The sequence below is a fragment of the Kitasatospora sp. NPDC101235 genome, from assembly GCF_044767505.1.
Lineage (GTDB): Bacteria > Actinomycetota > Actinomycetes > Streptomycetales > Streptomycetaceae > Kitasatospora.
The window spans coordinates 1-13,058 of the sequence record NZ_JBIWNZ010000020.1 but is presented as its reverse complement, the minus strand read 5'-3'; the positions used below and the strand labels follow the sequence as shown (position 1 = coordinate 13,058).

Annotated in this window: 12 protein-coding genes and 2 pseudogenes; 10 read left to right on the top strand and 4 right to left on the bottom strand. The window is 73.4% G+C overall.

The window, feature by feature from the left end; translation table 11 throughout:
• Positions 1-127: 127 nt before the first annotated feature.
• Together ACIRRH_RS28510 and ACIRRH_RS28505 are read right to left on the bottom strand one after the other, a co-directional pair.
• Positions 128-1,552, bottom strand: coding sequence for an MFS transporter (locus tag ACIRRH_RS28510; RefSeq protein ID WP_403073133.1), 1,425 nt, complete (start codon positions 1,550-1,552; stop codon positions 128-130).
• Between the two features lie 92 nt (positions 1,553-1,644).
• Entirely contained in the window at positions 1,645-2,022 is a 378-nt protein-coding gene (locus ACIRRH_RS28505) for a nuclear transport factor 2 family protein (protein ID WP_403073131.1), read from the bottom strand.
• Between the two features lie 178 nt (positions 2,023-2,200).
• Here ACIRRH_RS28505 and ACIRRH_RS28500 point away from each other — a divergent pair, with 178 nt between their 5' ends.
• Positions 2,201-4,954, top strand: coding sequence for an ATP-binding protein (locus ACIRRH_RS28500; RefSeq protein WP_403073129.1), 2,754 nt, complete (start codon positions 2,201-2,203; stop codon positions 4,952-4,954).
• Here ACIRRH_RS28500 and ACIRRH_RS28495 read toward each other — a convergent pair.
• Positions 4,903-5,511 (bottom strand): annotated as a pseudogene (locus ACIRRH_RS28495) (response regulator). The gene ACIRRH_RS28500 and the pseudogene ACIRRH_RS28495 overlap by 52 nt on opposite strands.
• Before the next feature lie 411 nt (positions 5,512-5,922).
• Between ACIRRH_RS28495 and ACIRRH_RS28490 the strand changes: the two are divergent.
• Both ACIRRH_RS28490 and ACIRRH_RS28485 read left to right on the top strand, forming a co-directional pair.
• Positions 5,923-7,524: a helix-turn-helix domain-containing protein gene (locus ACIRRH_RS28490; RefSeq protein ID WP_403073127.1), complete on the top strand. Its 1,602-nt coding sequence runs from the start codon at positions 5,923-5,925 to the stop codon at positions 7,522-7,524.
• Positions 7,525-7,535: 11 nt separating this feature from the next.
• Positions 7,536-8,474, top strand: coding sequence for an NAD-dependent epimerase/dehydratase family protein (locus ACIRRH_RS28485; protein WP_403073126.1), 939 nt, complete (start codon positions 7,536-7,538; stop codon positions 8,472-8,474).
• 1 nt (position 8,475) lies between these two features.
• Here ACIRRH_RS28485 and ACIRRH_RS28480 read toward each other — a convergent pair whose 3' ends face one another.
• Positions 8,476-8,898 (bottom strand): GntR family transcriptional regulator, encoded by a 423-nt coding sequence (locus ACIRRH_RS28480; protein ID WP_403073124.1) that lies wholly within the window; start codon positions 8,896-8,898, stop codon positions 8,476-8,478.
• A 1,009-nt stretch (positions 8,899-9,907) separates the two neighbouring features.
• Between ACIRRH_RS28480 and ACIRRH_RS28475 the strand changes: the two genes are divergently transcribed.
• The 7 genes and pseudogenes from ACIRRH_RS28475 to ACIRRH_RS28445 form a co-directional block, all read left to right on the top strand.
• On the top strand, positions 9,908-10,174 hold the full coding sequence (locus tag ACIRRH_RS28475) for a hypothetical protein (RefSeq protein WP_403073122.1): 267 nt from the start codon (positions 9,908-9,910) through the stop codon (positions 10,172-10,174).
• Positions 10,174-10,572 carry a WhiB family transcriptional regulator gene (locus ACIRRH_RS28470; protein ID WP_403073120.1) on the top strand — a complete coding sequence of 133 codons (399 nt, stop codon included), beginning with the start codon at positions 10,174-10,176 and terminating at the stop codon, positions 10,570-10,572. Before ACIRRH_RS28475 ends, ACIRRH_RS28470 begins: the two co-directional genes overlap by 1 nt.
• A gap of 73 nt (positions 10,573-10,645) precedes the next feature.
• Complete coding sequence (locus ACIRRH_RS28465; RefSeq protein ID WP_403073118.1) at positions 10,646-11,626, top strand: DUF2637 domain-containing protein; 981 nt, start codon at positions 10,646-10,648, stop codon at positions 11,624-11,626.
• Entirely contained in the window at positions 11,623-11,994 is a 372-nt protein-coding gene (locus ACIRRH_RS28460; protein WP_403073117.1) for a hypothetical protein, read from the top strand. Before ACIRRH_RS28465 ends, ACIRRH_RS28460 begins: the two co-directional genes overlap by 4 nt.
• Positions 11,991-12,365, top strand: a complete 375-nt coding sequence (locus tag ACIRRH_RS28455; protein WP_403073115.1) for an RRQRL motif-containing zinc-binding protein — start codon at positions 11,991-11,993, stop codon at positions 12,363-12,365. Before ACIRRH_RS28460 ends, ACIRRH_RS28455 begins: the two co-directional genes overlap by 4 nt.
• Before the next feature lie 15 nt (positions 12,366-12,380).
• The gene (locus tag ACIRRH_RS28450) at positions 12,381-12,632 is read left to right on the top strand and encodes a hypothetical protein (RefSeq protein WP_403073113.1); all 252 of its coding nucleotides are present in this window, start codon (positions 12,381-12,383) and stop codon (positions 12,630-12,632) included.
• Between the two features lie 90 nt (positions 12,633-12,722).
• A pseudogene (locus ACIRRH_RS28445) lies at positions 12,723-13,058 on the top strand (hypothetical protein); the annotation flags it as partial.

Sequence of the window (13,058 nt, the reverse complement as noted above, 5' to 3'; positions counted from 1 at the left end):
GTTGCCGGGGACGCGGTCGGGGGTGTGGCCGAGGGTGCGGCCGGGAGCATGGCGGGCGTGTCCACCAACGCCCGCTCCGGCGCCAGGGTTGCGCGGGCTCGGCCCGGGCGCCGGGAGCACGTCGGGATCAGCCCCTGCGCGGTGCCCCGTGCGGCAGGAACCGGACCAGGCCCACGAGCACCAGCTCCAGCGCCGCCAGGGCGAGGACGCTGCGGCCGAAGGCGGCGGTCGGGTCGCCGGCGCCGTAGTAGACCAGGCCGATCAGCGCGATCCCGAGCGCCCCGCCGACCTGCTGCACGGTGGACACCACCCCGGCCGCGGAACCGGCCAGCCGCGGCTCGACGCCGACCAGCACCACCGAGGTCACCGGGGCGATCACCAGGCCCATGCCGAGGCCGTCCACGAACAGCCCGGGCGCCAGCCACCAGACGCTGCCGTCCGAGGCGTCGTACGCGGTGAGGGCCAGCAGGCCGAGGCCGAGGGCCATCAGCAGCCCGCCGAGCGCGATGGTGCGGCGGTCGCCCAGACGGGCGGTGACGCGGTGGGTGGTGTTGGAGGTGATCAGGTAGCCGAGGCCGATCGCGGTGAAGACCAGCCCGGCGCCGAGCGCGTCCAGGCCACGGCCGAACTGGAGGTGCAGGGCGAGCGCCAGGAAGAAGGAGCCCTGGCCGAGCCAGAAGGCGAGTTGGGCGAGCAGGCCGGCGCTGAAGGCGCGGCTGCGGAAGAGCCGGGTGTCGACCAGCGGGGTGGCGGTGGCATCGGTGGCGCGGTGCTGGTGCACGGCGAAGACGGCCAGCAGGGCGACCGAGGCGCCCAGGCAGAGCTCGGTCCACAGCGGCCAGTCCAGCTGGGGGCCCTGGATCAGCGGCAGCACCAGGCCGGTCAGCGCGGTGGTGACCAGCAGCACGCCGGCCGGGTCCAGACCGGGCCGCTGCGGGGCGCGGGACTCCGGCAGGCTGCGGCGGACCAGCAGGAGGGCGGCCAGGCCGATCGGCAGGTTGATCAGGAAGCAGCTGCGCCAGCCGAGGCCGAAGAGGTCCGCGCGGATCAGCAGCCCGCCGATCAGCTGGCCGAACACCGCGCCGATGCCCATGGTCAGCCCGTACCGGGCGAACGCCCGCGCCTGCGCGGCGCCGCTGAACGCGGTGCGCAGGATCGCCAGCACCTGCGGACCCATCAGCGCCGCCGCCAGGCCCTGCACCACCCGGGCGCCGACCAGCGCGGCTGCCGTGGGGGCGAGGCCGCACGCGGCGGAGGCGAGCGTGAACAGGGCCAGGCCGAGCCCGAACACCCGGCGGCGGCCGTAGCGGTCGCCGAGGCGGCCGGCGGTGACCAGGCCGGCCGCGAGGGCCAGGCTGAAGCCGGCCATCACCCACTGGACGGCGGCCGGGCCGGCACCGAGGTCGCCCTGGAGGGAGGGGAGGGCGACGTTGACGACGAAGATGTCGAGGGCGGTCATGAAGGTGGCGGTCAGGACGACCGGCAGCAGTCCCCTGGGGACCGGCGTCGGGGCGGCCGGGGCGGGCCGCCGGGTGTTCAGGGCGGTGCTCATCTCGGGCTCTCCTCAAGGAGGACGGGTGGCCGGTGCCGGGGGCGGGACGCGGTGGGGAGCGGCCCGCCCCTCGGGTGGTCGGTGGTGGCGGCTCAGGCGCCCGGCACGCGGTCGAGGAAGCCGTACACCGCGCCGATCCGGCCGTCCGGGGTGGCCGCCAGCACGTCGAAGCCGATCACCACCGGCTCCGCGCCGGCCGGGCCGAGGTTCCAGGTGAAGCGGGCGACGTCGTGGTGCGCGTCGACCGGGCCGAGGGTGAACTCCAGCCCCGGGAACTGGGCCTGGGCGGCGCCGAGCAGCGCGTCGATCGCGTCCCGGCCGGTGACGGCGGCCAGCGGGTCGGTGTAGCGGCCGTCCTCGGCCCACACCTCGTCGACCAGCTTGCGGCGGGCCGCCGGGTCGGTCTCGTTCCACGCCGCGAGGTAGCGCTCGGCGAGCTGCTGGAGGGTGGCGGTGGTGATCTCGGTCATCGTCATCTCCGGTGTTCCGGTGGGTGGTTGGCCGGGTAGTTCCCGGCGCTCACCAAGGTATGGACGGCTGGCCGGCGGCGAATCCGTCACGTATGGGCATGGCAGTACGTACCTTTCGCGGGGTGTACCGGTGCCGTGGTCAGCGGCGGTTCGCGGCCCGGATGGGTAGGGTCGGGGCATGCTGTACGGGAGGGAAGGCGAACAGGCCGCCGTGGACGGCCTGTTGGACGCGGCGCGAGCCGGCCGCAGCGAGGTGCTGCTGCTTCGGGGCGAGGCCGGCATCGGCAAGACCGCGCTGCTGGACGACGCCGTCGCGCGGGCGGGGGAGGCGTTCCGGGTGATCCGGGCGGCCGGTGTCGAGTACGAGGCCGAGCTTCCGTACGCCGGGCTGACCCTGCTGCTCGCGCCCGGCCTGGACCGGCTGGACGCCCTGCCCGGGCCGCAGCGGCGGGCACTGGAGGCGGCGTTCGGGCTCTCCGACGACGGCCCGGCCGTCGGCGAAGGGCGCGTCGACCGGCTGCTGGTCGGGCTCGCCACGCTCGGGCTGCTCTCCGAACTCGCCGCCGACCAACCACTGTTGTGCGTCGTGGACGACGTGCAGTGGCTGGACCGGGCCTCACTGGACGCGCTGCTGCTGGCCGCCCGGCGGCTCCAGGCCGAGGGGGTGGCCCTGCTGCTCGCCGCCCGCACCGGCGGCGCGGCCGGGGCCGGGGTCGGAGGCGGCCCGGCGGAGCGCCCGCTGGGCCTGCCCGAACGACAGGTGACCGGCCTGTCCGAGGCCGACGCCACCCGGCTGCTGACCCGGCGGATCGGCCCCGACCTGCCCGCCGCCGTCCGCGACCGGCTGCTCGCCGAGGCGGCCGGCAACCCGCTCGCGCTCACCGAACTCCCGGTCGCCGCCGGAGCGCAGACGCCGGCGTCGGGCGGCCTGCCGCTCACCAGCCGGCTGCTGATCGCCTTCCACGGCCAGGTCACCGGCCTGCCCGCGGCCACCCAGACGCTGCTGCTGGTTGCCGCAGCCGAGGAGAGCGGGGCGCTGGACGTCGTCCTGCCCGCCGCGGCCGCCCTCGGCGTCACCGCCGAGCACCTCACGCCCGCCGAGGAGTCCGGGCTGGTGACGGTCACGGCCGACCGTCGGATCGCCTTCCGGCACCCGCTGCTGCGCTCCGCGATCCTCCAGCGGGCACCGCACCACCAGAAAGTGACGAGCCATCAGTTCATCGCCCGGGCGCTGCCCGACGGCGACCGCCGCACCTGGCACCTCGCCCTGGCCGCCACCGCCCCCGACGCCGGCCTCGCCGACGCGCTGGAACGCACCGCCGTCCGCGCCGAGCGCCGAGGCGGCCACGGCGGCGCCGCCGCGTACGAGCGCGCCGCCCGGCTCACCCCGGACCGCGACAGTGCCACCCGCCGGCTCGTCCTGGCCGCCGAAGCCGCCACCGAGGAAGGCGAGTTGGCCCGCGCCGAGGCGCTCGCCGACGAGGCCGCCGGCCGTACCGACGACGTCCTGGCGCACGCCCTGCTCGACCAGGTCCGGGCCACCGCGCACTTCTGGCGCGGCGCGTACCCGACCGCCCACCGGCTGCTGCTCGACGCCGCCGGCACCGACATCGACCCCACGTACGCCACCCGGATGCTGCTCCAGGCCTTCCACGCCGCCTGGTACGCGGGGGAGGAGCCGGTGGCCGCCGTCCTGGACCGCCTGGCGGTCCTGCCGCTCCCCGACGGCGACCCCCTCGCCCCGCTCGCCCGCCACCTGCCCGCGGCCGTCCTGCCCGCGCTCGGCCGGCCCGCAGGGCCGCTGCCGCCCGTCCGGGAGGCCGCCGCGGCCGCCCGCCGGGCCGGGGCCGAGAGCCCCGTCGACCTGATCCAGCTGTGCGGCGCCACCCTGGTCCTCGGGCGCGACGAGGAAACCGCCGAACTCGCCGCCGAACTGGTCGCCGAGGCCCGCGCCAAGGGCACCGTCGGCGTGATGCCCACCCTGCAGTTCTTCCTGGCCGAGGCCGAACTCTTCCACGGCCGGCACCGCGACGCCGAACTCACCGCCACCGAGGGGCTCGGCCTCGCCCGGGACACCGGCCAGCACCAGTGGGTCAGCCAACTCACCGCGCTGCTCGCCTACCTGGCCGCGCTCGACGGCCGAACCGACCGCTGCGCCGAACTCGCCGCCACCGCCCTCGCCACCACCGGACCGCAGAGCGCCGCCCCCGCGGCCGGCCTGGCCTGGGTCCAGTGGGCGCTCGCCCTGCTCGACCTCGGCCAGGGCCGCGCCGGCGACGCCGCCGACCGGCTGCACACCCTCACCACCGGCCCGCACCGGCACCACATCAGCGCCACCCGGGCCGTCCCCGACCTGGTCGAGGCCGCCGTCCGCCTCGGCACCCCCGAACGCGCCGCCGAACCCTACGAGCGCTTCGCCCGCTGGGCGGCCGCCGCCGACCGCCCCTGGGCCGAGGCACTCCGCCTGCGCTGCCAGGCCCTGCTCGGCCCCGACGAACTCGCCGAGACCGCCTACCGCACCGCCCTCACCCGGCACGCAACGGCCCACCGCCCCTTCGAACAGGCCCGCACCGCGCTCCTCTACGGCGAATGGCTGCGCCGCACCCGCCGCCGCACCGACGCCCGCCCCCACCTGCGCGCCGCCCTGGAGACCTTCGACCGCCTCGCCGCCCACCCCTGGGCCGCGCGCGCCCGCACCGAACTCTCCGCCACCGGCACCCCGGCCCCCACCCCGGCCACCCCCGCCGGCACCCCGCAGTCCCCCCTCACCCCCCAGGAACTCCAGATCGCCCGCCTCGCCGCCCAGGGCCTCACCAACCGCGACATCGCCGCCCAGCTCTTCCTCAGCCCCCGCACCGTCGCCCACCACCTCTACAAGGCCTACCCGAAGCTCAACATCACCTCCCGCACCGAACTGACCACCGTTTTCTGAGGCGGCGGTCGACGTGGCGGTTCTCCGGCCGCTGGGCCCGGTTGCGCCCGGTCATCGACGCCGAGTTCGGCGGAGATCCGCAGCAGGTGGGTCTTCACGGTGGCTTCGGTGGTGACCAGCCGTCGGCGACGGTGCTCAGCACCTCCGTCTCCCGGGCGGTCAGGGCGACGGGGCGGGGCGCCGCATACAGGCGACCAGGCGTTCGGCGACCTCGGAACCAGGACGGTCTCGCCCCTGGCGGCGGAGTGGATGGCGTCGACGAGTTGCTCGTGGGTGGCGTCCTTGAGCAGGTAGCCGACGACTCCGGCCTCGACCGCGCGCTCGATCTCCTCGTCGGTGTCGTACGCGGTCAGGATCAGCACGCGGGTCGCCGACCGGGCGGCGACGATCGCGGCGGTGGCGCTCGCCCCGTCGGGGGAAGGCATCCTGAGGTCGGGCAGCGCCGGGTCGGGCCGTAGGCGTTCGACGAGTTCCACGGCCTCGCGGCCGTTGCCGCCCTCGCCGACGACGTCGACGGTGGGTTCCGAGGCGAGCAGGGCGACGAGGCCGGCGCGCATGACGGATCCCGGCGCCGGACCGGCTGAGGCTCGGTCACCCGGCCGGTCGCGCACAACGACAGAGGCCCTGCCGGATTTCTCCGGCAGGGCCTCTGCACTGGGTCGGGGTGGCGGGATTTGAACCCACGGCCTCTTCGTCCCGAATGAGGTCCGGGGCGGCGGCCAACCTGGACAAACACGTGAACGTGCTGGTCAGAGCGTTGGCTTTCGTTGGTTCTCGCCGGACCGGCAAGGGGTGAATCTCAAGATCCTCTCCCGGGATTCTCCCAGTGCCCCAAACGGGGGTGCCCGTCTTGATCAAACACAGATCTCCTGCACCCGCAGGTGCAGTTGAATGTTCTCCGGCACGGGGCACCGCCTTGCAGGCGGCTCGTCCCGTGACCGGCCGATCCCTGAAGGGGTAGATGCCTCATGACCATCGCAGCCAAGACGCCCGTCGTCTGCGCCCGATGCGGCGCCCGGCTGAGCCGCAGCAACACCGACACCGTGTGCAGCCCGTGCCGCCGGGCGATCGGACTCGCCGGTCCGGTCGCTCCGGCCGCCCCGACGGCCGAGCCGGTCAGCTGGCTCTCCACCTCGGCTGAGCGCACCGCGCCGCCGGACGGGTCCAACCTCGGCGACGTCCTGAAGGCCTACCGCGCTCTCCACAAGCTGAAGCAGCAGGAGCTCGCCGACCTGCTCGGCTACGACCAGTCGTATGTCTCGCTGCTGGAGCGCGGGAAGCGAGTGATCAAGGACATGGACGAGCTTCGGCGCCTGGCCCAGGTGCTGGGGTTGCCCGAGGACGAGCTGGGCCTGCTGCCGGTCGCCGAGGCGGCCGTCGTCTCGGTTCCCGGCGACGAGAGCGGCCCGCAGGCCGCCGTCGAGGAACAGCGCCGTTGGCGGATGACTCGCCGGGACCTGAACCGGCACCGGAGCCAGCTCACCAAGGCCGCTGCCCGGCTGTACCCCGACGTGGACCGTGCAGGAGACAGCCCGGTACTCACGAGGGCCGGGTGGATGTGGCCGAGCCCCATGGACTTCGGAGACATCGACCTCACGTGGCTGACGCAGACGGTTCCGCCGGAGATCGTGGGCGCCGAAGCCGAGTCCGAGGGCGTCCGCCCGTTGGCCGCGAACGGCGGTCGCTTCGCCCGGTACTCGCAGGCCATCCGCATGGTCGACCGACCGTCGCTGTTCGTGAACCGGCCGAGCTTCCGGCTGCTCGACGTCGCCCAGGTCGACGGTCGGCCCAAGCTGTCGTTCGGCTACACGACGTACTTCGACATGGCGGACGTCTGCGAGGGCGTGGCCCATGAGCTGGCGGGTGCGTGGCTGGCGACTGGCAGCGACCCCGCATGGATTGGGGAGCCGAACTGGGACGCGCTCCCGTTCCGGGCGCTGGTCGGTGACCCGTTCGACCTTGGCCGTCGTCCGCTGCTGCCATCCATCGACACCCTGACCATCCGGCTCGCGCCGGATGGTACGGCGTCGTTCCCGCTGCACCACCGGGCGGCGAGCAACGTGGCGCTGGCCGGCGGGACGTACCACATCATGCCCGCCGGGGTGTTCCAGCCGTCCTCGGTGATGCCGTGGGACCAGTCGAACGACTTCGATCTCTGGCGCAACGTGCTCCGGGAGTACGCGGAGGAGTTCCTGGGCGACCCCGAGGCCGACGGCAGCAGCGGCGAGCCCATCGACTACGACGGGGTCGAGCCGTTCCGTACGCTCAACGAGGCCCGACGCGCGGGCAAGGTCCGGCCGTACTGCTTCGGGATCGGCCTGGACCCGCTCACGCTGGCAGGCGAGATTCTCAGCGTCGTGGTCATCGACTCCGACATCTACGACACGGTGTTCTCCGGCATGGTCTCCCGCAACACCGAGGGCAGCGTCATCGCCGGCACGGGCGACGCCGGGGGGATCGACTTCACGGAGGCCAACATCCGCCACCTGCTGGAGAATGAACCGCTCGCGTCTGCCGCCGCCGCCTGCCTCGACCTGGCGTGGCAGCATCGCGGACTGATCCTGAACTGAGGAGGAACTCCGTGCGCGTACTCGTGACGGGCGCCTTCGGCTTCGTCGGCAACGCCGTTGTCCGACGACTTGCCGAGGCGGGCCACGAGGTAGTTGCCCTGACTCATCGGCCCCCGGGGGCCCCGCTCCCTGAGCTGCCGGTGGTCGAGGTGGTCCACGGTGACATTCGCGACGAGCAGGCCGTAGCGTCTGCCGTGCGCGGCGTGCACGCCGTCTGCCACCTGGCCGCGCTCACGCGGGTGCGCGAGTCCTTCGACATGCCGGACGAGTATTACGACGTCAACGCCAACGGCACCGCAGTCCTGCTGGCCGCGCTACCCGGTCGAGCGGCCACGGATCGCCCGGTGGTCGTGCTCGGGTCGACAGCCGCGATCTATGGCGCCCCTGAGCGGCAGCCCATCGGCGAGGACGTCGTTCCTGCTCCGAGCAACCCGTACGGCGCTTCGAAGCTCGCCGCAGATGAGCTGCTCAAGCGCGAAGGGGAGCGCGGCACCGTCCGGGCGGTGAGCCTGCGTTGCTTTAACATCGCAGGGTCGGTGGGCGGGGTAGCGGACTCCGACGAGTCCCGGATCATCCCGAAGGCGTTTGCCGTGGCGGCCGGCCGCTACCCGCACTTGGAGATGAACGGCGACGGGAGCGCCGTTCGGGACTTCGTTCACGTGGATGACCTGGCCCGTGCGTACGTCTTGGCTTTGCAAGCTAGGGAGTTCGCGCACCGGGCCTACAACGTGGGTGCGACCCCGGCGAGCATGCGCGAGATCGTTGATGCCGTGGAGCGGGTCACTGGGCGGTCCGTGCCTGTGGTTCACCGCCCTCCGCAGCCGGAACCGCCGCGGCTGGTCGCCGACCTCACCCGGATCACGACCGAGTTCGGGTGGAAGCCCGAGCGGTCCGGCCTCCAGGACCTGATCCGAGGTGGATGGGCGGCGACCAGCCGCGGCGGGCTCTGACCTACTTCGCCAGGCGGCTCTTCACGCTGTCGGGAAGCGCGTCGAACGCGTCCCGCCAGCGCTGGAGGGCCGCTTCGGCGTCTTCAGCCTCACCTCCGGACTGAGTCAAGCTGCGGAGGGCCTGTTCGAGCGCATGGCCGGCTTGCAGCACCGGTACTGCCCAATCGGCAGCCCCTCGGGAGTGGACGGCCAAGCGCGGCGGGAACTGGACGAACACCCCCTTCCCCTGATGCCCGACGACGTAGCCCTCGGCGCGAAGCAGCGAGACAGCGGCCTTCACGACGGTGCTCGACACGCCGTGGTCGTCCATCAGCTTCCGCGTTGACGACAGTGCGGAGCCTGCGGCCAGCTTGCCGCTGCGGATCTGTTCCCGCAGGTCATCGGCAAGCTGGAGATAGGCGGGCTCGCCTTGGAACTCGGTCACCAGTGATCCTCCAGTCAACGTCTCGCACTTAGTGCACCAGTGTGCCGCAGGCTCGCCGGGGCGAAGCACTTGCCAACTTGGCGCACTAAGTGCACCATGTTCATTGTGAGGGCAACGCCTCGGCGGAAAGCCTCATATGACAGGCCGTCATTGGTCTGGTGCTGTGCGCCGGAGCAGGCTTGTCGCAGCAGAACGGGCCCGCGATCGAGCGGGGCCGCTGCAAACACCATCAGCTCTTGTGGCCCTTCTTTGGGCTGCCCTGAGCTGCGCAAACGCGCCCGGAGGGCGGTGTGACAGCCGCCTGAAGGAAGCGCTTGTTCCTTGAGAACTGAAGATCGATCGTGCGGGACCGACGCGAGGGCGGCGGTCACGGCAGGCGCCCAGGCCGAGAGGACGGGGGCGAACCGCCGTGATGAACGAAGCCCTCCCCCTACGCAGTGGCATGCCACCCCTCCTGGGGGTGTGGGGCCGAACGGGACGCTGACCAGGCCGATTCGTACGGCTGGATGGCGAAACCGGGAGTACAGCGGAGTTCCAACGCACGTGGCGGGATGAGACAGACCGCCCCCGAGGCGACCGGGTGATGTCGCCGGCGGCAGCGAGCCACGCAGCACTCCCCGTTCCGGAGGGTGCGCCGCCCTGCTGGTGCTGGGCAGAGAACAGCACCGGACCAGGCCCGAGAGACCTGACGCCCGTAGGCCGGGCAACCCCCAACCAACTTCCCCACCCGGGGATTTGACCTGAGGAGGGCGCGCCCATGGGCATGCCCCAGAGCTGTATCCGGCCCCGCCGCTGACCAGCGGGCGGGGCTCACCGCTTCCGGTCGCGTTACCAGCGATCACGGTCCCCGGCGCGCGCCGGCCGCCTTCGCGGCGGCGGGCCTGCGTCGGGTTCCGCGGCTGCTCGTGAACGACGAGAAGCTGGGCCCGTGTGTCGGGCCGCCGCGCTCCCGGCCAAGGTTCGCGCGGCGGCCCTGCGGGCTCACCCCCCAATTCGACGAGGTGAACCCATGAAACTGATTGTTGCAGGCCAGGAGGCCGCGACCCCCGAGGAGTTCGCGGAGCTGGCGTTCGGCACCGGCGCAGACTTCGGCTTCGGTGTCGACACCGAGCTGTTCGACGGCAGCACGGACGCCTCCGACGAGGACCGGGTCGTCCGGCTCGACGTCGCCCGGGCGGTCCTGCGGGACCTGGACGGGCCGGCGGCCCGGTTCGCGTCCGCGCTGATGCACACCGCTGAGCGCCGCCGGGTCCTGACCTGGAAGGCGGCCGCGTGATGGCCCAGCTGCACTTCCTCCTCGCCGGTGCGACCCGCACCCCGCACCTGGCCGCCCGGCCGGCGGCCACCGTGCTCGCCGAGTACCGCCCGAACGGCGACGGCGACCTGCGCGGCGCCGCCTGCGCTGGCGTCGACACCAACCTGTTCTTCCCGGAGGTCGACGAGGACGCCGAGGACATCGAGGTCGCTCGCGCGGCGGCCGAGTGGTCCGAGCGTCGCGCCAAGATGATCTGCGCTGGTTGCCCGGTCCGCTCGATGTGCCTGGAGCTGGCCCTGGAGCGGCACGAGAAGTACGGCGTGTTCGGCGGGCTGAACGCCGCCGAGCGGTGGAGCGTGAGCGAGCGCCGCCGCAAGCTCGCCGCCCGCGAACGCCGCGCCGCCGGGGGTGCTCACTGATGAACGCCCCCATGCTCACCGCGCTCACGACGCGCTCACCGCACACCGGGCGGTGGTCGCGGTGAAGGCGCCGATGAGCCAGGAACAGATCCGTTCGGCCGAGCTGGCGCTGGCCGTGGGCACGTGGACGATCACGCTCGGCGCAGTCCTCTACAGCATGCTCACGGTCACCCCGCTGATGTCCCACCACACCCCGGACGGCTGGGGGTGGACGGCGCCGATCCTGCCGCTGGTCGTGGACGCGGCGGTGGTGATCGTGGTCCGCCTGGACAGCGTGCTCGCCCGCCTCGGCGGCGAGGGCGGCCGGTGGCCGGTCGTGCTGCGCTGGATGACCGGCGCCATGACGGTGCTGCTCAACGTGGGTCAGTCCGCCCTGGACCATGACCGGGTCGGGGTGGCGGTCCACTCGGTGGCGCCGCTGCTGCTGATCGTCACGGCGGAGACCTCGCTGGCCTACCGGCGGGCGATCGCCGCCGCGCTGGCCGCCCATGAGGCCCGTGAGCGCGATGAGCGGGCCGAGCGCGAGCGTCGCGCCGAGCAGCGCCGCCAGCAGGAACGCGAGGAGCGGTTGGCCGAGTTCGACCGGGCCGACCGGGCCGAGCGTGAGCGCCGTGAGCACGAGGAGCGGATGGCCAAGCAGCAGCGTGAGCACGAGCTGCGGATGGTCGATGACGAACGCCAGGAACGGCAGCGCCTTGAGGACGCCGAGCGGGCCGACCGTGAGCGCCGTGAGCGGGAGGCGAGCGATCGTGAACTCCTTGAGCGTGAGCGTGAGCGGAGCACCGAGCAGGAGATCGAACAGCTTCGACAGGAACTCATGTCCGCGCCCGCCGCAGACGGGCGACTGCCCGAGGGCCAGGCCCGACTGACGGTCCAGGACTGCGTCTTGGCCCGCATCCCGCAGCGCCGGGCCGTCGAGCTGACCGGCTGGTCCGTCGGATGGGTCGCCGCCCGCTACCAGGAACTGCGCGCGACCGCCCCGGACCGCCCCGCCCTGCACGCCGTACCCGCCACCACCGAAGACACCACCCCCCGCGAGGAGCAGGCATCGTGACCACCACCACCGACACCACCACGGCCGGCGCCCAGATCAACGCCGTCGGTTCCCTGCTCGCGCTCTTCACCGCCCACCCCGACCTGCCCGCGTCGAGGATCACCAGCGAGCGCGTCGTCACCGACGAGCGCGACGACGAGGGCAACCTGGCGCTCACCGAGGGCATGACCCTCGCCTTCCACCACGACAACTCCCTCGCCGACTTCGAGCAGTGGCGCCAGCGCCTCGGCCTCGACCCGGCCGGCGTCGACCTCGCCACGACGGGCACCTTCGCCTGGCTCACCATCACCACCACCTACGCCGGCACGCCGATCAGGCTGGTCGGCTACTTCGACCTGCCCGAGGCCACCAGGGACGGCAAGCGGTGAGCCGCCCGCGGCACTGGGACCCCGACGGGGCCCGCCACGGCGGAACGCCCACCTACCCGTGGCGCATGGCGCCGCGTGGCCTCTTCACCCGCCGCCAGCTCCGCGCCAAGGGCCTGCGCCCCGGCGGACAGGACGTCGCCGCGCAGGTCATGTGGCGCTCCCGCTACGGCGGCACCCGCCCCGCCTACCTCTACCGCCTCACGCTGGCCAAGCCCGTACGGCCGATGACCCCCGCCCGGGCCGCCGCCCTCGAAAAGGCCAACGTCGCCCGGCGCACCTGCCCCGCCTGCGGCACGGATGCCGGCTACGTCCTGCCCGCGCACCTCGGCACCTGCCTGCCCTGCGCTGCCCCCGACTCGATCGCCGCCTGACCCCACGGAGTCCTCGTGTCCGACACCATCGCTGGCGCCATCCCGGCTGCCGAGCCCACGCACACCTGGCTGATCACCTTGCAGTATCCGCTCGGTAACGGCGGATTCGCTGTCGTCAGCCGCCACGGCAGCTCGGCCTTCCCGCCGGGCAGCTCCCGCGAACGGGCCTATGTCGCCATCCGGGCCTGGCTCGCGCGGTACGAACCCGAGCTGGCCGAGTGCAACGCGCACCTCGTGTTCTTCTCGTTGGAGCCCTACCGGCTCTGACCAGCCGTAACGGCCCAGAACCGCCGCCTTGCTGGCGAGCTGTCGGCGGTTCCGGGCCTTCCGTCCTCGCAGAGAACCGGAGCGTTCATCATGTCCGAACCGGCTGCCTCGACGCTGGTCGAGGTCGTCCCCGCACCCCAGAACCAGCCACCGCCCGAGCCGAAGCGCAAGCCCGAACCGAAGCCCGTGACTTCGCCGGGCGCGGTTCCGGGTGTCCCGCTGGCGGTGGCCGTCGCCAACGCCCTCGGGGCCGCCGGTGCTGGTGCCGCATCGCTCGGCGGCGGGGCCGTTGCCGTGGTCGGTGCCGCCGCCGGTGCCGCCGCCCTCGGCAGCCTGGCCCGCAAGGCCCGCAAGGCCCGCAACCGCCACACCAACCCCCGCCCCTCCGCCCGTACGGTCGCCGCCCATCGTGCGGGCGGGGCCGGT